Source organism: Clostridium aciditolerans (genome assembly GCF_016316925.1).
In the GTDB taxonomy this organism is placed as follows: Bacteria; Bacillota; Clostridia; order Clostridiales; family Clostridiaceae; genus Clostridium_AM; species Clostridium_AM aciditolerans.
Map to the genome: position 1 here is coordinate 112,248 of NZ_JAEEGB010000015.1, position 23,105 is coordinate 135,352.

Here is a 23,105-nt window from a genome sequence, read left to right on the forward strand (position 1 = left end):
ATTACTTTAAATATTTTTAGTTACTTTGTTTTATGTCATATTGAGATTGATTAGTTTTATTGGTTAAATGACCCACATATGCTTTTATAATTCAGAAAACACCTTTTATTTTTAACACTTTATTTAAAACTGAACACATATGGTTGTATTTTTAAAGTCACCTTCATACTAAGGAGATGTATATATGAAAATGTTTGCATTAAATAAAAAAATTAATTTTAAAAGTACATTTATAAGACTATTACTGTCATATATAATGCTTACTTCTGCAATATTATTCGTAACTACTTTAGCTATATATAGCGGTTACAAACGTCAAATTATAGAGAACTCTATCTCATCTTCTCAAAAAATATTAGAACAAGCTTCATACTATACGAATTATACATTAAATTGGGCCAAGCTATTTTCATATCAGCTATATTTGAATCAAGATATTTATAATTTGATGTATTTAAACAAAAATGAAAATACTACTGAGATTGCAAATCCTAAAATTATGCAACTAACTTCTTCAATTCCATCTATTTATTCGATATACATTTACAATAACAACAATGGGAAGATTTACACATCTGTAAGTGGCGAACAAAAAGTTGATAGTTTTTATGATCATGAAATTATAGATATATTGAAAAATTCTTCTGAAACATTTTCTTCTAACTTAATTCCAAGGAGAATAAATCTATCCTCAGAATATAATTCAAACTATAAAAAGAATATTTTATCAATTTTTCTTAGCAATAGTAAAAATCCTAAAAATAATTTACCTGATGGTGCTATAATTCTAAACTTAGATGCTGATGAAGTTGAAAAATATTTCAAAACTATTTCGGAAAATGGATGTGATTTATTTGCAATTGATAATAAGGGTAATATAGTACTCCACTCAAGTTCAGGAATGTTTTTAAAAAATATATCTCAAAGCGATTATTTAAAGAAAATATTAGAAAATAAGAATGATAACGGAAATTTCTTATGTGATATAGATGGAAAACCTTGTGTTATTACTTACACAGCCTTAGAAAGAATGGGTTTAAAGTTTATTACTATTACTCCATATAATACTTTCCTTGGAAGTATAAATAAAATGATTCATTTAATTATAGTAATATTTATAACAATATTTATTATAGGGGCCGCCTGTTCGTATTTAATATCTATGCGAATATATTCTCCTATAGATAGAATTGTTAAGCAGGTTAAGAGTAAAGCACTTATTAATAATGAACTTCAAAATTATAGCAAATCTAATGAATTTGATTTCTTATCGATAGCTATTGATAATATTCTTAATGAAAAGTTAAGCTTGAAAAAGCTCTCTATTGAAGATACCAACTTTATCAAAAAGCAGTTGTTAAAAAGCATATTATTAAATACAGTAGTAAATTTTAAAGACATAAAAACAAAATTTGAAGAGCTAAATATTAATATATCTGAGAATGGTAATATAGCTATTGTATTTAAAATAGATAGAATCAAACATTTTTATTCGAGATTTTCTAATAGAGATAGGCAATTGGTCCGATTTGGTATATGCAACATATGTAGTGATATTTCTTCAAAATACTATAGTAACGAGTGCCTTAATATAAATGGTAATTTAATAGCATTAATTTTAAGCACTTCAAAAGAACCAAGTCAAGAAGACTTAGATTTAATTATAAATATTGTTGCTGAAATTCAAAATTATGTTTTATCATATTTTAATGTTTCACTTTCATCTGGTATTGGGTCTTATGCTTATAGTTTGTCACAAATATCATCTTCATATAAACTTGCTGCTGACTGTGTGAATTATAGACTAAAATATGGCATAAACTCCATTCTATATTATGATAAAATAAATGCCGATATTAATAATGACTATTTCTACGACGAAGATTTGGAAAGTTCCTTATTTAATGCTGTAAAACTAGGTAACATAAAAAATATAGAAACCGAACTGGATAAAATGCTTAATAAGATTAGTACCTATTCTTATAGCAATATTCTTCTTAGCATATCGCAACTGGCTTTACATTCAAAAAAGTTAGTAGATACCCTCTATAAGGTAAATAATGAAACTAGAGACCTTAAATGAAGTTAAAGCATGGTTTATGAACCTTTATTCAAATTGTGTAGCTCAGTTTAATGAAAAGAAGCTAAATAGGGTAAATACTATTGTTAAAGCTGTTACAAATTATATAGACGAAAATTACCCTAATCCGTCTATATCACCTGAGAGTATTGCAGACCATGTAAATATTTCATCAAATTATCTTAGAACTATCTTTAAAAATACGGTAAATAAATCTCTATCTATTTATATTTCTGAAGTTAGATTTAATAAAGCTAAATTTCTTCTCGAGACTACTGATTTAACAGTATCTGAAATATCTACCGCTGTTGGTTTTAGCAATACGAATTACTTTTATACTGCCTTTAAAAAGAATTATGGTATTTCACCTAATCATTATAGAAATACTTATAAATCTACTTAATTATTTATATAAAAAAATAGATACCTCTAATCAGAGGTATCTATTTTTTTCTTATTTAAAGTATCTATCTAATAATCCTTTAAATGCACATCCATGTCTTGCTTCATCTTTGCACATTTCATGTACTGTATCATGAATTGCATCATAGTTTAACTTTTTAGCTAAAGTAGCTAAGTCTTTTTTACCTTGACAAGCTCCATGTTCTGCTTCAACTCTCATTTGTAAGTTCTTCTTTGTATCAGCAGTTACTACTTCTCCAAGTAATTCTGCAAACTTAGCAGCATGTTCTGCCTCTTCAAAAGCTATTCTCTTATATGCTTCTGCTATTTCAGGATATCCTTCTCTTTCAGCTTGACGGCTCATAGCTAAATACATTCCAACTTCTGTACATTCACCAGTAAAGTTAGCTCTTAGCCCTTCTACTACTGCTTGATCTACTCCTTCAGCAACTCCAACTTTATGCTCATCAGCCCAACTCATTTGCCCTTCTACTTTTTCTATAAATTTTTCTCTTGGAGCCTTACATTGAGGGCACTTTTCTGGAGCCATTTCTCCTTCATGAACGTATCCACATATTGTACAAACAAATTTTTTCATTAATATTTCCTCCCCATCTAATCATAATTTATATATAGGTTTTTATTTATAAACATTAAAATATCATCAACAATTACTATTATATGATATTAATTCGTTTTTTTCAAGTGTTTTCCAAGATAAGTTATGTACATTTTTTTAATTTTTTATGTACAAGTATTTAAAGGAAAAATTTAAATTATGTAAAGAGATATTTTCCCAACTGGTGATAGGTTTAAGGACTCTCTTTATTTTATTTATAAAAAAAGACCTATGTGAAAACAATTAGTTTTATTTTCACATAAGTCTAACTTTCATATATTACATTTTATGCAATATTGTCATCTACTTTCTTAAACTTACTCTTTCTTGACTTATAAACAGGATATCCTATTAATGTAAAGACAAGTCCTAATCCAGCGTTCATAGGTTGAGTAAATAAAGTATTTAATATTATATAAGCTCCTCCAATTATTGCTATAGCAGGTACTATAGGATATAGAGGTACTTTATATGGTCTATGAAGATTTGGTTGATTTTTTCTAAGAACAAACACAGCATAGAATGTCATAACATAGAACAACCATATTACGAATATTAATAAGTCAGTTAACTGATCAAACTTTCCTGAGAATACTAATAATATTGATATAACAGCCATTAATATACCACTGTTTATTGGTGTCTTAAATGTTGGGTGTAATTTTGCTAACCAGTTACTAAATGGTAGTTTATTTTCAGTTGCCATAGCATATGGAATTCTCATTCCTGTTAATATATATCCATTGATTGCTCCAAATATTGATACTAATATACCTACTGTGATAATCTTTCCACCTGATGGTCCAAAGATTATTGTTGCAACGTCTGCAGCTGGTGTCTTTGTAGCTGCAAGTGCTGATGCTGGTAATACGAATAGGTAAGCTACGTTTATTAATAGATAAACAGCCATAACTAATGATAATCCACCAATAATCGCTCTTGGTAAGTCTTTAGCAGGATTTTTCATTTCTCCAGCTATAGCTCCAACGTTTATCCATCCATCATAAGCGAACATTGTAGCAACTAGTGCTGATCCTAAGCTTGTACCAATTGGGTGGTCAACAGCAGTCATTGGGAATAATCTAACTACTCCACCATCACCTTTTATAAGTCCTACTATTATGATTGCAAATAAAGGTATTAATTTACCTGCTGTTGCAACTGTCTGAATAGCTCCACCTGTCTTTGATCCTAGTGAATTCATACATGTAAGGAATATAATAGTTATAATTGCTACTGGAATTATCATTGAATCACTTAAACCTAGTAGAGTAGCAGCTTGAGTACCAAATATTATTCCAAGAGCTGCAATATTTGCTGGGAAATATATAACTGTTTGAGCCCATCCTAAAAGGTAACCCCAAACATCACCATATGTTTCCTCTAAATATGCTACCATACCACCTGTTTTTGGTATAGCTGCAGATACCTCAGCAGCAGTAAGACCACCTGCTATAGAAATAATTCCGCCTAAAACCCATGCAGTCATACCCAATCCTGGCGCTCCTGTTGCACCAAATACAGCTGTAGGTTTGAAGAATACTCCTCCACCTATAACCATACCGATAACGATTGCAAGAGCGGGTACTAAACCAATTTCTTTTTTTAATTCACTTTTACTCATTGCGTGATTTACCTCCCCACAAAAGTATTATTATATATATTTCTTATTCCGATAAAATCTTAACATGAATCATTCACTAAATCAAGTGAAATTTTCACAATAATTTTATATTTAAATGAATTTTTTGCATTAATTTACATAATAAGCATGTTATTTTTGCGAATTTATAATTTTATGGTCATTTTTTGAAATTTTGCCTCTATACAAATTGTTATTTTTATAATTATTTAATTATTGCAAAACTTTTAATAAGAATAATTTTTGTTATACTTGAGATAAATTTGTCATAATTTATGTCATATTGAAATTCCCATGCTAAAGTTTTGCATACATAAAAAGTTCTTTACTACAATTAAAATGCAAAAAATTTAACATATACATTCACAACTAATAATCATAGTAATATTTTTAACCTGATAGTAGCAACCCCGTAGTGGTATTAAAAATTTATTTAACATCATTTATTCGATAAAATGTAAAATTTCTATATTTCAATCTATCAATTACTTGATGCATTACCGACTGATTAGAGTATTCGTAATATGGGTATCCATCTTCCCCCTTAGATATCTTTATATCATCAAATTCTATATATGGATGATAAAAAAAACTTGCAATCAAACCCTCTTTTAATGTATCTATCTTATTAATCATATTTATACAATCATCTTTACCATCTATATAATTCAATGGTGTAGGAATATACTTTATGATTCTGCCATATTTATCTTTATAAAACACCTTATTACACTCAGTTATACCTCCATCTTCAGAATATGGTTCATATATATAATCAAAATTTTTTTCAATAATATCTTGTTGAGGATATAAAATAGCATAGTGCGGCACTTCAAAAAAACTGCATTGGATTTTTAATTTTCCAGCAGTCTCTAATGCAGCCTTTATTCTTTCCTGTGCATACTGAATATCTCCTGGAATATTGTCTCTTAAACTTCTATGAAATTCTATTCCATCTACACTCTCTGTCTCTCCATATTGATGAGTATATCCGTGAAGTCCTATTATTCCACCCTTATCCATAAAGTAATCTAACGTAAAGACAAAATCAGCATTATGCATATTATAATTTTTTAAAAGATCATTATCTATATTTTTTTTCGGGCTAACATATCTAGGTATCCATGCAATATGAAAAGGCACTCCTTCACTATGCAGATAGTCACAAATTATTCTGAGTTTCTCTAAAGACTCTTCCGAGCTATACATTCCCCCTGCTGCTATATCTTCTAGCCTAATTAAAGCAGGTTTTCCTTTCTTACTTACTGCAGCACAATTTACTATATCTCTATTTTTATATAGAGATATAGTATTTTTATCTATATTCCATTGAGTCTTTAAATCGAACATTTTTATGAAGTCAAATAGTGTTATATAAACACAATCATTAGTACATATAGCTTTCTCTTTTAATTTAATACCTCTTTCATTTTTGACAAATTCATCTTTATCATGATTAACAATAATATTACATTGATTTAATTCTAAAACTGTACTATTATTTTTTATAGAGCTCTTTCCATGAAGTTTACTTAAGATCTCTGTCACAGGAATATAATATCTATTATTTTCTACATATATAGGCTTTAACAAATTTAAATCAGCGTCTTCGTATTTTAAGCTTATGTTAGCCTTTATCATATTAATATCTTTTGATGTATACTTATCGCCACTATTTTCCATATATATTTTACTACTTACAGACTTAATAAAATATGTGAATACTAAAAGCACTATAATTACAATAAAAAATTTCCACCTGTTAAAAATTCTCATTTTATCGCTTCTTTCTTTATTAATATAAAAAATTCTTCACTTTATTTTTGCCTTTCTCATGAAAATTATCCTAATTTTATAATTTAATTTTCCTAAATTTCACATCAACAATATTTTCTAAAAAATTACTTTTGACAAGTAATAATTTTTATTATATGATATAATTAATTATATAGTAAGGATGGTGTATATGAATAATTTAGCTGGTATTTTTAGAGAGAAGAAATTAAAACTTACTCCTCAGCGTATTGCAGTATATAAGTTTTTGCAATCTACAAAAGAGCATCCATCTGCTGAAACTATATATAAAGCTCTACAACCGGAATATCCTACAATGAGTTTGGCAACTGTTTATAAAGCTTTAAAAACATTAGTTGAGGTAGATCTAGTTAAGGAAATTAATGTAGGCGAAGGTAACTTTAGATATGATGGAAATGTTACGTCTCATCCGCATATACAATGTTTAAATTGTGCAAGAGTTGATGACATTGATGGTATTTCCTTCTCAGACTTAAATGACAAAGTGAAAGATTATACTGACTACGATATTATCAATAACAAAATATATTTTTATGGAATATGTAAATGTTGTAAAGATAATGCCTGTGAACAATAGTTTAGTACAAATTTTTAGAGCAGTTGTAATCAACTGCTCTTTTGTCTTCTCATTATTTCATTTCTCTATTTAAAAGCGTCATCTACAGCTTCATCCCACTCTTTGCCTGTATGCTTTCCATTTAGTATTTGATCTATTTTCGATGATATACTACTTTTTAATTTATCTGGTATATTGTAAACATAAATTAGACTATCTTCTGTACTATTCTCAAGATGTTTTACTATACTTGCTTTAGCCCCTCCAACTATAGAATTATTAGCTTTTTTATTACCAGTAACAAATCCCTGTTCTACTAATTTTTTATTAATTTCTTCATCAGTAAAAAACTTTATAAAGTTTCCTATCTCTTCACCATTCTTACTATTTACTGGAGTACACATTATTGCATTACTTATAACAGGTACGTTCATTTTTTTTGAAGGATCATTTGTACTATCAGCAGCAACCATTATATTGTTATCCTTGAAATGACTTGAATAATAAGATGAACTTATTATTAATGGAATATCTCCTTTTACAAACTTCTCCACACTACTTTCGTTTCCCACTTCAAAAGTGTTCTTGTTTATATTCCCACCACTAACAAGACTATATATGGTATCAAAGGCCTGCTGCATTTCCTTTAAAGATTTATAAGCCGCTCCCCCACTATCAAATATGCTTTCTAGTTTTCTCATACTTATCTTATTATTAACTATTATAGAAGATAGTCCACTGTTTATATCTAAATCTTCAGTAAGCACAACTGGAATTCTCGCTGCTGTACTATTTATCTTTTTTAACGCTTCTTTTAAATCATTAACTGTAGATGGTTGAGTTAAGCCCAATTTATCAAAAGCACTTTTATTATATAATATCTCCATAGTGTAAGGCATTAGTGCTATACCGTAATATTTATCTCCAAACCTTCCATATGCATTTGCAACACTATAGTACTTATCACTTATCTTATTCTCATCATAATAACTTCCTAAATCACTCAGAAGTCCTTTTCTACTTAGTTTTATCATATTGTTTCTAGAAGTTATTACTATATCTTGTTCGCTTCCCTTACTTATGTCATCTTCAATTTTTCCACCTATTGCATTATTAATACTGAGCTTTACTTTAGGATTAGATTTTTTGTATTCTTCTGTAATAATTTTTAATATATTCAAAGATTCTTTATCTTTAATATCAACATATATGTTTAATTGCTTTTCTTTAGGTGTATCTTTTTTAAAGGAGCAAGCACTAATACTTAAAGTTAATATAACTAATAAAAAAATAGTTAATACTCTTTTCTTATAAAACATATTTTTCTCCTTTCACAATAACTTATTCTTTATAAATATCACCTTCTTTCTAGTTACAAAGTACTTCTAAATTTATTTTGTGCATAATAATTAAATATATAATAAATTCATATAATTAAGTGGAGGTGAAATATATGAATTTCAGGGTAATATTTCTAAAGAAAAAACATATTTATTTTATAATTTTCATACTTATCATTTTTATATTTTTAACAGTTTTACTAATATCAAAAAATTCATCTGCAGCTTTTAATAATGTATCTGATAATAAGGTGTTAAAGGCAGATTTTAATGGAGATGGTAAGGAAGAGGAGTTGTATATTAAGAAAGATGGTACTAAATATATCCTAGAATTAAAATGTAAAGATAAAATTTATCCTATAGAAGCTGAAAGTAAGCAATCACCTATTGGTTTTTATTCTCCTTACTGGCCTATGCGTGTAACTCTTATTGATGTTTCAAGAGATAAAATCCCAGAAATATTTGTACAAGCTTCAAACAAAGATACACCTATTCAACATGTATTCTTTTGGAACAATGAAAAATTTGAAAATATTTTTTCTAATTCTAACAACATACTAGGATTTATAGATTGTAAAAATAACAAAACACCAAAAGTTATATCCGGTAGATTGCAAGACGCTGGCATATGGATGTCAAACTATATATTTTTAAACTATAAATTCAAAAACTATAATTATGAAACTACAAATACATTTATGGGGAAGGATACAATTTTTACTTTTATTAAGTTTATACAAAGTCTTCCTCAAAGTGAAGAGTATACACCAAAGGAGATATTTTCATCTAATATACCTGGTAGCAGTTTGTCTGTAATTGGCAAATTGTCTGGTGATAACAACACTTATGTGTTTCAAGATGCAATATTTATGGAGAATAGATGCGATAAGAATGGTAACGTATCAGAGATTATTTGGACTCTTAACTTCAGAGGCACTTCTAATAAAGATAAAAACATAGTTAAAAATTATACTTTAAATGTCAACTTAATTCCGGATGAAAACAGCAAAGAAAAGAACTATTTCAAGATTATATCAATTAACTTAAAATAATAGGATTAAGATTTATTAGTAATTAAAAAGGGACCGCATTTACGGTCCCAAGGGGGATGGGGGGTTATCGCATCAAGTAGAGATTATAGTACTTGATGCTACAGGAGATTTTATCTCCGAATTACATTTTTTATTTTGTCCCATTCCCCAATATTTATACATATATAAATAACTTTTTTAATATTTTTTATATATTTGTTCTATTTCCGCTTTTATCTCCTCTCGAAGACTTTTAGGTTCTATAACCTCAGCATCTTTTCCAATTCCAAGTATCCATTTCTTTAATTCATCGGTATCATCTAAATAAATACTTAATAATACATCTCCACTTTGGAGTTCTTCTATCTGTTGGCTAATGTGCCACCTGCCATCTTTAATAAACTCCGAAATGTTCTTATCAAATTTTATTATGATCTTTGTCTTCTCGCCTTTAAATACGCCCCAATTATTATTAAGATAATCTTTTAATGAGAAAGTGTGAGGTATCATGTATATTTCATTTGTTGCTTTTATTGTCTTAATTCTTGATAACTTAAAAGTCTCTATGGTATCTTTCATGTGACAATAACCAATAATATACCAAGCACCCTCTCTGAATAATAAAGTATATGGATCTACTTTTCTTACAGTCAAATTATTTTTATTTATTGAAAAATAATTTATACTTATAGTTCTTCCTCTATTTATAGCATAATTAATTTTTGATATTTTATCTTCCATACCTTGCAAATTTCCAATTTCGCTTATTTTAAAACACCCGTTGTCATTTAAAAGTTTTAGTTCGTCGTCATCATTTATACAAATGCTTTTTATTTTGGAAACCGCTGACTGTAGGTTTTTTTCCGCTATAAATCCATTTTCTTCAGTAAGTATTTTAGTGGCCATTAATAAAGACTGTAATTCTTCTTCGCTGAGCTTTGATGGTTTCATATAAAATTCTTCATCTATATAAAACCCTCCATATCTTCCTTTCTTTGTATATACAGGTATATTAGCTTTATTTAAACTGTTTATATATCTATATATAGTTTTTTTATCGACTTCCAAAGTTTCAGCTAATTCTGATGCGGTTGTAAGTCCCTTATACTGTAGCGTAATTATCATCTCTAGCAAATGAGAAATCTTAGACATATTTTTTCCCCCCAGTATATAGTTATACTAATCTTTACTTTTATCGTGTTATTTTGATATTTTTTTAGTACATTTTCATATGATTTTAAAAATTATATTATAAAAAAATTACTTCGTAATTTTTTTTTATTGTGTCAAATCTATAATAAATGAATAATATATATTATAAACAAGCCAAAGATAAGTATTAGAAAAACTACTAATTAAAAAATATTTAAACTTAAGATATAAAGTGAAAAGAATAAAATAAAACCACAGCCTAGAAAAGGGGGATTAGAATATGAGTAGACATCGTCACTGCTGTAATAGCAGCAACAACAACTTTTTTCCAGTAGCATCATTAGCAGCTTTAATAGCATTTTTCTTGCTAATATTTGGTAGACGCAGAGGTACTCGTTTCGCTGTTTTAATAATACTTGCTGTAATAATAGTTTGTGGATGCTCTGGCTTTAACAGATAAAACAAAGTTGTAAGTATCACATCATATCTTACAAAAATGACTTCCATGAGCTGTTTGATCACTAAAAGTAAAATATGATTAGTGCACAAGAGCAAAAGAAATTGGTGGAACTTAGGATGTAAAGTAAAAAGAGTTAAATAAAGCCATAGCCTAGAAAAGGGGGATTTGCGTATGTTCAATAATAACTTCGGATTCGGATTCATAGCATTAGCAGCTTTAATAGGCTTACTATTGTTAGGACGTAATAGAAGAAAAGGAGCTCGTGATGCTATTATAATTACACTTGCTGTGATAATAGTATGCGGTTGCGCTTGCAACAACAATTAGTATTTAAATAAGATCATTTAATTAGGGAGAGCCTTCTGCTCTCCTTAACATAAAGGAGTGATAAAATGGGAAAACATCACCGCAAAAGTAATACTAAAACAGCTGTTTCTCAAGGATTTAATTTTGGCGATTTATTGAAAAATATTGACATAAATCAAATTATATCAATAATCAGTTCTCTTGTAGGTGCTAATAATATGACTACAAACCAATTAAGTTCAATGCTTAGAAACTTTGATTTAAGCGATTTAAATAAAGGTGATTTAGGTAAAGTAGTAAGCTCAAGTAATATGGATGAAAATGAAATAAAATCTCAACTTTTAGCTCTTGCAGATAGATTAGACGATGTAGATAACGGAAAAAATAGTAATGTACAAGACCAATTATTAAATGCTGTAAAAGCTCTACAGTCATCTCCTGATGGACAAGATCTTTTAGGCTCTCTGTTAAAAGGTGCCCTAGGAAATAGTAATAATGACAATAAAAAAAGGAAATAAACTATATTAAACTAAACAAAGGTAAAGACACGTTTACATAACTTGTAATACATGTCTTTACCTTTATTATATTGCACTAATTAAATTCTCTAAAATCTTGCCGCTCCTAGCTTCTGAGCCAATAATACCATGGTAGTTATAAAATTAAATGCAAAATGATTAAACACAGAATACCAATAACCCTTTTTATTAATTAAATAACAATTGTATAGCCCTATCCATATTAGTATAGGTAATGCCATTAAGTTAAAATGTATAAATGCAAAAATTATGCTGCTTAATATTGCTGATAAATATATACCTATCCTAGGTCTAAATATCTTTTCAAATAATAGCCACCTAAACACAAATTCTTCAAGTATAGGTGCAAATATAGTAACAATCGGAATCATTATCAAAAATCTTTTAAGGGGCATACTAGACATCCATGTAACTATTTCTTGCTGTTTTGCATTTACATTTAATCGATAAAATATACCTGATGATATTGCGGAGATTAAAATTGTTATTAAATATGACTGAATAGTATACTTAATAGCTGATAATAGATTTAAATTCCTTATACTAAACTTAAATCTATTATAATCTTCTAACAATCTACTGCTTATGGTAGGTTTTGTTGAAATATTTAATTCACATGGAGAAGTATACTCATTCCTAGTGCTGTTATAGCAAATTTTTTCCGCCGTTTTTAAATATCTAATATTTATCAATACAAAAATAAAAGGAATTAGATTTTGTGTAAATAAAGAAGTTACAATATACAGTATACTTATTATTGTTAATAGCAAATAACTTCTCTTTCTTTCCCTTGAAAATCTTATAAATATTATAAGCGGAGGTAAATAAACAAATAAAAACACAAGGAAATCTTTAATAATATTAATTTTAGTCATTCAACTTTCTCCTTGTTTATACTTACTTAACCTTGAACAGTTTCATCAATAACCTCTAGCAATTCTTCCTTTCCCATCTTTTTAAGAGAAGAAAATGTCAAAAGCTTATCATTTGGATTTAATTCTAATGTTTCTCTTATCATCTTTAAGTTCTTTTGCAATTCATTTTTGGTTAGTTTATCGATTTTTGTTGCTACTACAACAGCCTCATAATTATAATACTTAATCCACTTATACATGTTTATGTCATCCGTACTTGGTTTATGTCTACAGTCAACTAAAAGTACTATTTTTTTAAGCTGCTCTCTTTTAGTTAGGTACGTCTCAATTACTTTTCCCCAACTTTCTTTTTCTACCTTTGAAACTTTTGCATATCCGTATCCAGGTAGATCAACAAAATAGAACTCGTTATTTATTAAGAAGAAATTCACTAGTCTCGTCTTTCCTGGAGTACCACTTACTTTAACTAGTTTTCTTCTATTAGTTAAGGTGTTAATTAAAGAAGACTTACCTACATTAGATCTTCCTACAAAAGCTATTTCTACTCTATTGTCAGTAGGATACTGGGCTGCAGCTACTGCTGAAATAATAAACTCTGCTTGTTTTATTTCCATAATTTCATCACCATCTAATCAATTTTTACTAAAGCCTGTTCTAATACTGTATCTATATTATCTGCTAGTATAAAACTCAATTTACTCTTTATTGTTTTAGGTATTTTTGATAAGTCTTTTTCATTTTCCTTTGGTATAATTACAGTATCTATACCCGCTCTATACGCAGCTAAGCTCTTTTCTTTGAGTCCTCCAATTGCAAGCACTCTACCAGTTAATGTTATTTCTCCAGTCATAGCTACATTGTGTCTTACTTTTTTTCCACTTAAAGCGGATATTATAGCGGTAATCATAGTAACACCTGCTGATGGCCCATCTTTAGGTACAGCACCCTCCGGAACATGTATATGAATATCTTTATTTTTATAAAATTCCTCATCTATTCCATATTTTTTTGCATTGGCTCTAACATAGCTATATCCAGCTCTTGCAGATTCCTTCATCACATCTCCAAGTTGGCCAGTTAACTCTAGTTTTCCTGTTCCAGACATAGCAGTTACCTCTACTGGCAAGGTGTCTCCACCATACCCTGTCCATGCCATGCCCATTACAACTCCAATTTTATCTTCTTTATCTGTTTTTTCGTAAGTAAATAACTCAGGACCTAGATAGCTTTTAACTTTATTTGTATTAACTATAATCTTATCCTTATCCTTTTCAATCATTTCTGCTATTGATTTTCTTATAAGAGAAGATATTTTTCTCTCAAGGCTTCTGACACCAGATTCTCTTGTGTAGTTTTCTATGACAAAATATAGAGAGGAGTCAGAAATCTTTATTTTATTGTCCTTTACTTCATGCTCTTTTAATTTCTTAGGTAGCAAATGATCCTTTGCTATATGAAACTTCTCTTCTGAAGTATATCCCGAAACTTCTATAACTTCCATTCTATCTAACAAAGGTCTTGGGATAGTTTCTAATGAATTAGCAGTTGTTATAAACAAAACTTTAGATAAATCAAACTCTAATTCAAGATAATGATCCCTAAAGGTACTATTTTGTTCCGCATCTAGTACTTCTAAAAGTGCGTCTGCTGGATCTCCCTTAAAATCATTACTCATCTTGTCTATCTCATCTAATAAAAATAATGGATTTTTTGATTTAGCCTGCTTCATGCCATATACTATTCTTCCTGGAATTGCGCCAATATAAGTTTTTCTATGACCTCTTATCTCTGCTTCATCTCTAACTCCACCTAAGGACATTCTAACAAAGTTTCTGTTTAATGCATGAGCTATAGATCTTGCAATTGAAGTCTTACCTACTCCTGGAGGTCCTACAAGACAAAGTATAGGTCCTCTTAGTGAATTACTCATTTTTTTAACAGCTAAATATTCAATAATTCTATCCTTTACATCTTCAAGTCCATAGTGCTCTTTCTCTAATACCATTCTAGCAGACTTTATATCTAAATTGTCTTTAGTTTCAGCATTCCAAGGAAGGTCTAATATCCAATCTAAATAAGTTCTTATTACGCCACCCTCCGCAGAGTAGCTTCCGCTATTCTTTAATCTATCTAACTCATATAGAGCCTTTTCTTTAACCAACTTAGGAAGTTTTGCCTTTGTTATCCTATTCTTATATCTTGTTATTTCTTTTTTATCTTCATCTTCCTCACCAAGCTCTTCTTGAATAGCTTTTAGTTGTTCTCTTAAGTAATATTCTTTTTGTACCTTATCTATTTTATTTTTTACCTTAACACCTATTTTTCTTTCTAACTTTAAAATATCAACTTCATTAGATAGTATATCTAATAATTTTTGAAGTCTTTCTTCAACGTCATATGCTTCAAGAAGTTCTTGCTTATTTTCCTGTTTTAACATTAAATAAGAACTGATAACATCACTTAATCTACCTGGATTATCCAATTCCTCTAATGTTACTATTGTTTCAACAGGTATACTTCCTGATAACTTTGTATAGTCATCGAAAGCTTTTCTAACAGAGCGAACTAGGGCTTCGCATTTATTAGTTTTATCACATTCGTCATCTTCTAATATTTCAACTTCTGCCTTAAAAAAAGGACTTTTTTCAATGTATTTTTCTAGTCTTCCTCTACTTTCACCTTCAACGAGTACTCGTACAGTATCACCTGGTAACTTTAATATTTGTTTTATATTACAAATGGTACCCATTGTATAAATATCTTCTTCTTCCGGCTCTTCAACTTTAGCTTCCTTCTGTGATACCAAAAATATTTTTTGGTCAACAAGCATAGCTTCTTCAAGCGCAAGTATAGATTTTTCACGGCCTACATCAAAATGTATAACCATATATGGAAATATAGTAATACCTCTTAAGGGAATTAGAGGAAGGATTTTCAAATTTTTATCCATATTTTCCCCTCACTTTTAAAATAATTTAGTAAAAACTATTATAATTACAATAACTTAAAATAGATATTGAAATAAATTTATATATAGTTAGACTAATATATTATAACTATAAAATAGCTTTTTTTCAATTATAGTTATCGATTAATATCAAATATTTTTTGAAGGTGCCTTAAAATTGAAAAATGACAATTGAGAAGTATACATTCTCAATTGTCAATTGAACCTAACTACATATTTATTGACTCAGCTGACAATACATCTAAATTAGCTTCTATTTCTATAGATGAACGTTCCATTGATTCATTGACAATAGCAATATCAATAACTTCTTTTATATTACTTACAGGTATTATTTTTACTCCTTCTATTTGTGAAAAGTTATCCTGCCAATTTTCATTAGGTATTACTACGATATTTGCTCCTGCCTTTTTAGCAGCCTGAATTTTTGCATTGGCACCACCTATTGGTTTAACCTCACCATGTATTGATATTTCGCCAGTCATTGCTACTTTATTATTTACAGGAATATTCTTTATAGCACTATATACAGCCGTAGCTATACTTACTCCCGCAGATGGTCCATCTACTGGTGCACCTCCTGAAAAATTTATATGTATATCATACTCATCACAATTTAGATTAAATAATCTCTCAATTACAGTTATTACATTTTCAACAGAACATCTAGCTGTACTTTTTCTCCTCATTCTTCTATTTTGAGCGTTTATTTCTTCTTCTTCAATTATTCCTGTTATTTTAAGATTACCTTTTCTAAGACTAACCTTTTTTGCAGTAGCTTCAACTTCCATTAATGCTCCCATATTAGCTCCGTAAACCGCAAGCCCATTGACATATCCTACAGAAGGTTTACCAGAAATCTTCTTTTCAGCTCTTGGAGAATACTGACCATTTTCTATTACCCATTCTACATCACTTACATTAATTTCGCTTCTTTCTTCATTTAATGCTATTCCTGATGCAAGCTGAATCAAATTAACAACATCTCTTCCATTTTGCGCATACTTTCCTACCATATTGCAAGCTTTATTTTCAATTGTAAATCCTATCTTATCAACTGCATTTTGAGCTATAACTTCAATTTCTTCTGGAAGCAATGCTCTAAAAAATATTTCTACACATCTTGATCTTAACGCTGGTACTATCTCTTCTGGATTTCTCGTTGTAGCACCAACTAACCTAAAGTCCGCAGGAAGTCCGTTATCAAAAACATCTTTTATATATGTAGGCATATTTTCATCTGAGGAATTATAATAGGAACTATCTAAGAACACTTTTCTATCTTCCAGCACCTTAAGTAATTTATTCATTTCTATAGGGTGAAGTTCTCCTATCTCATCTATAAATAATACACCTCCATGGGCTTTTGTTACTGCTCCAGGTTTAGGTTGAGGTATTCCTGCAACGCCTAAAGGACCAGCTCCTTGGTATATTGGATCATGAACAGAACCAATAAGAGGATCTGCTATTCCCCTATCATCAAATCTTATTGTTGTCGCGTCAATTTCTATGAACTTAGAACTTTCATTAAAAGGTGAATGATCTTTTTTCTTTGCGTATTCTAAAACCAATCTTGCAGCTGCAGTTTTACCTATTCCAGGAGGTCCATATATTATAACATGTTGAGGATTAGGACCACACAATGCTGCTTGAAGAGCTTTAATTCCTTTTTCTTGACCTATTATTTCATTAAAATTAGAGGGTCTACTTTTTTCTGTTAATGGTTCTGTTAATTTTACTTCTCTTAACTTTTTCAACTTTTCCATTTCTTTTCTATTTTCTCTGTCTACAACTAACCTTCGTGATTGTTGACCTTTTAATGCATTAAGAAAATAGAGTCCCATAACTACTGTAACTACTAATTCAATAATCATTAAGGTATAAATCATATTTTTAAACCTCCCTTAAAGACTCCCTATAATTTCAAATTATATTTCCTTAGTATTATGCACATCTTTCACTCACTATATTCTTTCATATGCCTAATAACGGCAATAAAAAAGGAGTTCTGATATTTCACAGTACTCCTTTTTATTATGAAACTCCTTCTCCATTCGTCGAATGAGTACACGCTGTGTAAGCGACTATCACCAAATCAAAGATTTGGGATATCTGCTTAACCCATTCACACAAAATCATGGATTTTGGTTCTCTGCTTATGCTGTTTCTGAACCCTTTCGAGTTCTAGACTTTTTTACTTTTATAGGTGATCTTTTTTCACCTTCCGCCTCAATAAGAATTGGCTCTTTTGTATCAACAGTTTCTTTATTAACTATTACTTTTGCAATTTCTTCTCTTGAAGGAATATCAAACATTATATTCTTCATAGTATCTTCTATAATTGCTCTTAGACCCCTTGCTCCTGTATTTCTCTTTAACGCTTCGTCAGCTATTGCTTCTAAAGCATCATCTGAAAATTCAAGCTCAACATTATCTATCTCAAAGAGCTTTCTATATTGTTTAACAAGTGCATTTTTAGGCTCTTTCAATATGCTTATTAGTGCGTTTCTATCTAAAGCATCAAGAGTTACCACTATAGGAAGTCTTCCAACAAATTCAGGAATAAGACCAAATTTCAAAAGATCTCCAGGCATTATGTCTTTTAAAAGCTTTCCTACATCCTTTTCAGTTTTAGATTGTATACTAGCACCAAATCCTAATGTACTTATTCTTGTTCTTCTTTCTATAATTTTTTCTATTCCATCAAAAGCACCACCGCAGATAAATAGTATATTAGTAGTATTTATCTGTATGAATTCTTGATGAGGGTGCTTTCTACCGCCTTGTGGTGGCACTGATGCTACTGTACCTTCAAGTATTTTTAGCAATGCTTGTTGTACACCTTCACCAGAAACATCTCTTGTTATAGATGGATTTTCTGATTTTCTTGCTATTTTATCTATTTCATCGATGTATACTATACCTCTTTCAGCTCTCTCTATATCATAATCAGCATTTTGAATAAGCTTTAAAAGTATATTTTCAACATCTTCCCCAACATACCCTGCTTCTGTTAAAGTTGTAGCATCTGCAATTGCAAATGGAACATTTAAAAACTTAGCTAGAGTTTGCGCTAATAGAGTTTTTCCTGATCCTGTAGGCCCTAATAATAATATATTACTTTTTTGTAATTCTACATCATCATTATTAGCGTTTGAGTTAATTCTTTTATAATGGTTGTAAACCGCTACAGCTAGTGATTTTTTTGCACCATCTTGACCGATGACATATTGATCAAGATAGCTTTTTATCTCTACAGGTTTTGGAAGTGAACTCATATCCACTTGAATGTCTTCTTCAAATTCATCACTTATTATTTCTGAACAAAGTTCTATACATTCATCACATATATATACTCCTGGCCCAGCTATAAGTCTTCTAACTTGATCTTGAGTTTTACCGCAAAATGAACATTTCAACTGTTTTTTATCATCAATTTTGGCCATCTTTACACCTCACTAAAGGTTATTTCTTTTTTATAATTACTTCGTCTACTAATCCATAATTTTTAGCTTCTTCTGCTTCCATAAAGTAATCTCTTTCTGTGTCTCTTTCAACCTTTTCAAGCGGCTGTCCTGTTCTCTCACTTAGTATGCTATTTAATTTTTTCTTTATTCTTAGTATTCTATCTGCATGTATTCCTATATCTGTTGCCTGACCTTGGAAGCCACCAAGAGGTTGATGTATCATTATTTCAGCATTTGGTAGTGCAAATCTTTTTCCTTTTGCACCTGCTGCAAGTAAAAATGCTCCCATAGAAGCAGCCATTCCTACACATATAGTAGAAACATCAGGTTTAATATGCTGCATTGTATCATAAATTGCCATTCCTGATGTTATTGACCCTCCTGGACTATTTATGTATAAATATATGTCCTTCTCTGGATCTTCTGCTTCTAAGAATAATAATTGTGCTACAACTAAACTTGCGGTAACATCATTAACCTCTTCACTTAGCATTACTATTCTATCCTTTAAAAGTCTAGAATAAATATCATAAGATCTTTCTCCCCTATTAGTTTGCTCAACAACTACTGGTACTAAACTCATAAATCTCTCCTCCTTTTTGTAATCACATTAAGTGATTTTACCCATTTAAATCTAAATTAAATCAGTTTTTAATATAATTTATATTAATTTAAAATTAATTGCCAGAAAAATTCCTGGCAATTAACCCTTTAATATATTATGCTATTGCTTTAGTATTTTCTACTAACATTTTAACAACTTTTTCATTAACTACATCTACTTTTAGATAGTTCTTTTGTGACTCAAGCACTAATTTAGCAGTTTTTTCTAAATCTTTACTACCGTATTGCTTAGCCATCTCTGTAGCTCTTTCTAAAAGTTCTTCTTCAGTAGCATCTATGTTTTCTTTCTTTGCTATTTCTTCAACTACTAAATCAGTTTTTACTCTCTTATCTGCTGTTTCTTTCATATATTCTCTAACTTTTTCTTCAGTATTATTCGTATATTGATAATATGTTTGTAAATCTAAACCTTGATATTTTAATCTCATTTCTAAATCTCTAAGCATATTATCTATTTCTTTATCTATCATAACACTTGGTATTTCTACCTTTGCGTTTGCGCAAACTGCATCTATTACTGCTTCTTCGAATTCTCTTTTTGCTCTTAATTCATTTGCTTCTTCCATTTTTCTTCTTATATCAGCTTTTACTTCATCTATAGTATCAAATTCTGAAACTTCTTTTGCAAATTCATCATCTAGTGTAGGTAACTCTTTTACTTTTATATCTTTAACTGTAACTTTAAAAGTAGCATCCTTACCATTTAAATCTTCTCTACCGTATTCCTCTGGGAACTTAACAACAACTTCTTTTTCATCATCTTTCTTTAAACCAACTAATTGGTCTTCAAAGTTGTCTATGAAAGTACCTGAACCAATTTCTAATTGATAGTCAGTTCCTTCTCCACCTTCAAAAGCTTCGCCATTAACAAATCCTTTAAAGTCGATTACAGCTATATCTCCCTTTTCAACGGTTCCATCTTCTTTTGTCTCTATTCTTGCGTTTCTTTGTTGCATTGATTTTAATTCGTTTTCTACTTCTTCATCCTTCACTTCATATACAGGCTTTTTAACTTCTAGTCCTTTATACTCTCCTAATTCCACTTCTGGAACTACTGTAACTACAGCTGTATATATGAAATCTTTTCCTTCCCCTACTTCAACTACGTCTATTTCTGGATAATCAACTGGTTTTATATTATTCTCACTTATTGCTTTTGAATATGTATCATCACAACAGAAATTTATGGCATCTTCATAAAATACTCCTTCACCATAATATTTCTTTATTATATTCATTGGAGCCTTACCTTTTCTAAATCCTGGTATATTAAATTTTTTAGCATTTTTAGCAAATGCCTTTTTCATAGCCTCATTAAACTTTTCTGCTTCCACAGTTATTTCTAATTTTACTACATTATTTTCTATTTTTTCCATCTTAACGTTCATTGCATTATTCCTCCTAATCACCATCGTGCTTATTGTTAACCCCACCATTATAACATATATTTAAATGTATTAACATATGTTACTGTATCTTATATAATTTTAATATTATTTTTAAATATTAATATATAAAGTAAGAGTTTCTGTATTAATAATTATATACCAAAAAACATAATTTTTACAATTATTTTTTGTTTCTAAAGAAAACCTATTAAAAATTTTTTTGCATCTATTAATTCATCATAATTCAAATAATTATTACTGTAAACTTCAATTATTCCAGATCCACTATATCCTTTTTCATTTAATTTATTAAACAAATTTCTATAAGTAACATTCCCTTTCCCAGGCAATAGACATAAGTTCTTTTCATCCCTATCATTTATATGGAAGTTCATTATCCTACTATCCATTATATCAATATACTCTTCAGGTTCAACCTTTGCTTTATATGATTGTTTTATATCGAAAGTAAAATATAGAGGATATTGACATTCTTCTTTTATCATTTTTAAAAATTTAACATCTGCAGACATACACCATGAAACATTTTCTTGGCAAAGCTTTATCCCTTCTTCCATCGCAGTGTATACTAATTTATTATATATTTCAACTATAAATTTATGATCCACAAAGCTTAGATCCTGACGCCTCATACCATGAAAAGTATAGCATTCTGCTCCTAGTAATTTAGCTGCTTTGCATATCTTTTTGAAATATATAAACATATCCTCTCTTCTTCTTTTATAACTATCAAAAAGAAAAGGTTCAAAGGATGAAGAAAATCCATGAATAGAGTTGACTTTAAAACTATTTTTGTCTTTTTCCTCTAAAAGCAATTTTATAAAATCTTCGTCGTATTCACTTGGGCTATTTAAGAATAACTCTCCAATATTAAATCCTAATTTTTTCATTAAAGCTATACTATTTTCTGTATTTACCTTTGGGTAAAAACTTGCTGACGATAAACCTATCTCCATCCGACCCTCCAAAAGTGCTCAAATAAATTTATGACAAAATTCCAATCCTTATTCCGTAATACTTCCATTTGATGTTAAGTATATAGTTTTCCCATCTACTATTACAGTAAGTCCTTTATCCGTAAGTTTATCTAATTTTACATCTTCTCCTTCTATTCCCTGAACCCATGTATGTGTTTTGTTTTTTATGTTTTCAATCCATACATATTTAGTTGTTTTTCCAATCCAAGGAAGCTGACTTATGTATGCTATATTATCTTCATCAATAAATTTTGGTGCAGAACACCAAATATATCCCGGCTGCGCTGAAAGCTGACTACTCTTTGTTATAACTGTTCCACTAGTAGATACATACTGGGGATTAGTTATATCTTGTTTATTTCCGCTTATATCCATTAAGATAATGCTTTGAACTTTACTATCAAATAAAACTATATTCTTGCCAGCTGGACTTATATTATACTGTATATTGCTTTCTGCTGGAGAAATATTTTTAAATGTTTTGTCATTATTTTTAGTTTCATATATGGCGTTTACAGTAGTTCCATCACTTAATTGGATAGGATAGCCTTCTATCTTTTCCTGTTTAGCTGGTGCTTTAGACTCCTGCTTATTTATATCTAAATTCTTTGTTTCATTTTTATTGGAAGTAACATTATTCTTTGTGTTATTTGCATTTGTTCCAAAATTTCTAAAGACATTTTTACTATATATTACAGCAAATATAATTAGGATAATTGATACAAAGGCTGCAAAAGCTATTCTTTTTTTTCTTCTTCGCATTTTTTTTTCATAATCCTTGCTGAATATGCTTGGTTTTACCACCGCTGATTCCTCCTATATAGTATAAATATTTAGTATTTA

21 protein-coding genes are annotated in these 23,105 nt (G+C 29.4%); 7 read left to right on the plus strand and 14 right to left on the minus strand.

Translation table 11 applies throughout. The features are described from left to right. Positions 1-184 precede the first annotated feature (184 nt). Both I6U51_RS13915 and I6U51_RS13920 read left to right on the plus strand, forming a co-directional pair. Positions 185-2,083: a cache domain-containing protein gene (locus I6U51_RS13915; protein WP_211143222.1), complete on the plus strand. Its 1,899-nt coding sequence runs from the start codon at positions 185-187 to the stop codon at positions 2,081-2,083. After that, positions 2,061-2,483: a helix-turn-helix transcriptional regulator gene (locus I6U51_RS13920; RefSeq protein WP_211143223.1), complete on the plus strand. Its 423-nt coding sequence runs from the start codon at positions 2,061-2,063 to the stop codon at positions 2,481-2,483. Before I6U51_RS13915 ends, I6U51_RS13920 begins: the two co-directional genes overlap by 23 nt. A gap of 51 nt (positions 2,484-2,534) precedes the next feature. Here I6U51_RS13920 and I6U51_RS13925 read toward each other — a convergent pair whose 3' ends face one another. The 3 genes from I6U51_RS13925 to I6U51_RS13935 all read right to left on the minus strand — a co-directional run bounded on the left by I6U51_RS13925 (position 2,535) and on the right by I6U51_RS13935 (position 6,426). Then, a complete protein-coding gene (locus I6U51_RS13925; RefSeq protein WP_178909395.1) occupies positions 2,535-3,080 on the minus strand; it encodes an NADH peroxidase in 546 nt (181 codons plus the stop codon). 307 nt (positions 3,081-3,387) lie between these two features. Beyond that, positions 3,388-4,725, minus strand: a complete 1,338-nt coding sequence (locus I6U51_RS13930; protein WP_211143224.1) for an APC family permease — start codon at positions 4,723-4,725, stop codon at positions 3,388-3,390. A gap of 447 nt (positions 4,726-5,172) precedes the next feature. After that, a complete protein-coding gene (locus I6U51_RS13935; RefSeq protein ID WP_246517347.1) occupies positions 5,173-6,426 on the minus strand; it encodes a DUF2334 domain-containing protein in 1,254 nt (417 codons plus the stop codon). Positions 6,427-6,709: 283 nt separating this feature from the next. Between I6U51_RS13935 and perR the strand changes: the two genes are divergently transcribed. Continuing rightward, on the plus strand, positions 6,710-7,135 hold the full coding sequence (gene perR / locus I6U51_RS13940) for a transcriptional regulator PerR (protein ID WP_211143226.1): 426 nt from the start codon (positions 6,710-6,712) through the stop codon (positions 7,133-7,135). A gap of 65 nt (positions 7,136-7,200) precedes the next feature. On the opposite strand, the gene I6U51_RS13945 is transcribed toward perR, so the two are convergent. Continuing rightward, positions 7,201-8,433, minus strand: coding sequence for an ABC transporter substrate-binding protein (locus I6U51_RS13945; RefSeq protein WP_211143227.1), 1,233 nt, complete (start codon positions 8,431-8,433; stop codon positions 7,201-7,203). A 134-nt stretch (positions 8,434-8,567) separates the two neighbouring features. Between I6U51_RS13945 and I6U51_RS13950 the strand changes: the two genes are divergently transcribed. Then, positions 8,568-9,506 (plus strand): VCBS repeat-containing protein, encoded by a 939-nt coding sequence (locus tag I6U51_RS13950; RefSeq protein ID WP_211143228.1) that lies wholly within the window; start codon positions 8,568-8,570, stop codon positions 9,504-9,506. 177 nt (positions 9,507-9,683) lie between these two features. Here I6U51_RS13950 and I6U51_RS13955 read toward each other — a convergent pair whose 3' ends face one another. After that, positions 9,684-10,637 (minus strand): helix-turn-helix transcriptional regulator, encoded by a 954-nt coding sequence (locus I6U51_RS13955; RefSeq protein WP_211143229.1) that lies wholly within the window; start codon positions 10,635-10,637, stop codon positions 9,684-9,686. 280 nt (positions 10,638-10,917) lie between these two features. Here I6U51_RS13955 and I6U51_RS13960 point away from each other — a divergent pair, with 280 nt between their 5' ends. From I6U51_RS13960 to I6U51_RS13970, 3 genes are all read left to right on the plus strand, one after another. Next, entirely contained in the window at positions 10,918-11,097 is a 180-nt protein-coding gene (locus tag I6U51_RS13960) for an LPXTG cell wall anchor domain-containing protein (protein ID WP_211143230.1), read from the plus strand. 171 nt (positions 11,098-11,268) lie between these two features. Then, complete coding sequence (locus tag I6U51_RS13965; protein ID WP_211143231.1) at positions 11,269-11,424, plus strand: hypothetical protein; 156 nt, start codon at positions 11,269-11,271, stop codon at positions 11,422-11,424. A 65-nt stretch (positions 11,425-11,489) separates the two neighbouring features. Beyond that, complete coding sequence (locus I6U51_RS13970; RefSeq protein ID WP_211143232.1) at positions 11,490-11,921, plus strand: hypothetical protein; 432 nt, start codon at positions 11,490-11,492, stop codon at positions 11,919-11,921. A gap of 89 nt (positions 11,922-12,010) precedes the next feature. On the opposite strand, the gene I6U51_RS13975 is transcribed toward I6U51_RS13970, so the two are convergent. The 9 genes from I6U51_RS13975 to I6U51_RS14015 form a co-directional block, all read right to left on the minus strand. After that, positions 12,011-12,817: a CPBP family intramembrane glutamic endopeptidase gene (locus I6U51_RS13975; RefSeq protein ID WP_211143233.1), complete on the minus strand. Its 807-nt coding sequence runs from the start codon at positions 12,815-12,817 to the stop codon at positions 12,011-12,013. Positions 12,818-12,843: 26 nt separating this feature from the next. Then, a complete protein-coding gene (gene yihA, locus I6U51_RS13980) occupies positions 12,844-13,431 on the minus strand; it encodes a ribosome biogenesis GTP-binding protein YihA/YsxC (protein ID WP_211143234.1) in 588 nt (195 codons plus the stop codon). Between the two features lie 14 nt (positions 13,432-13,445). Further along, entirely contained in the window at positions 13,446-15,767 is a 2,322-nt protein-coding gene (gene lon / locus I6U51_RS13985; RefSeq protein ID WP_211143235.1) for an endopeptidase La, read from the minus strand. 227 nt (positions 15,768-15,994) lie between these two features. Next, a complete protein-coding gene (gene lonB, locus I6U51_RS13990) occupies positions 15,995-17,674 on the minus strand; it encodes an ATP-dependent protease LonB (RefSeq protein ID WP_211143236.1) in 1,680 nt (559 codons plus the stop codon). Between the two features lie 267 nt (positions 17,675-17,941). After that, entirely contained in the window at positions 17,942-19,231 is a 1,290-nt protein-coding gene (gene clpX / locus I6U51_RS13995; protein WP_211143237.1) for an ATP-dependent Clp protease ATP-binding subunit ClpX, read from the minus strand. 19 nt (positions 19,232-19,250) lie between these two features. Continuing rightward, on the minus strand, positions 19,251-19,835 hold the full coding sequence (clpP, locus tag I6U51_RS14000; protein ID WP_211143238.1) for an ATP-dependent Clp endopeptidase proteolytic subunit ClpP: 585 nt from the start codon (positions 19,833-19,835) through the stop codon (positions 19,251-19,253). 136 nt (positions 19,836-19,971) lie between these two features. Further along, positions 19,972-21,264: a trigger factor gene (tig, locus tag I6U51_RS14005; protein ID WP_211143239.1), complete on the minus strand. Its 1,293-nt coding sequence runs from the start codon at positions 21,262-21,264 to the stop codon at positions 19,972-19,974. A gap of 194 nt (positions 21,265-21,458) precedes the next feature. Continuing rightward, the gene (locus I6U51_RS14010) at positions 21,459-22,241 is read right to left on the minus strand and encodes a sugar phosphate isomerase/epimerase family protein (RefSeq protein WP_211143240.1); all 783 of its coding nucleotides are present in this window, start codon (positions 22,239-22,241) and stop codon (positions 21,459-21,461) included. Positions 22,242-22,289: 48 nt separating this feature from the next. Continuing rightward, a complete protein-coding gene (locus I6U51_RS14015) occupies positions 22,290-23,066 on the minus strand; it encodes a hypothetical protein (RefSeq protein WP_211143241.1) in 777 nt (258 codons plus the stop codon). Positions 23,067-23,105 lie beyond the last annotated feature (39 nt).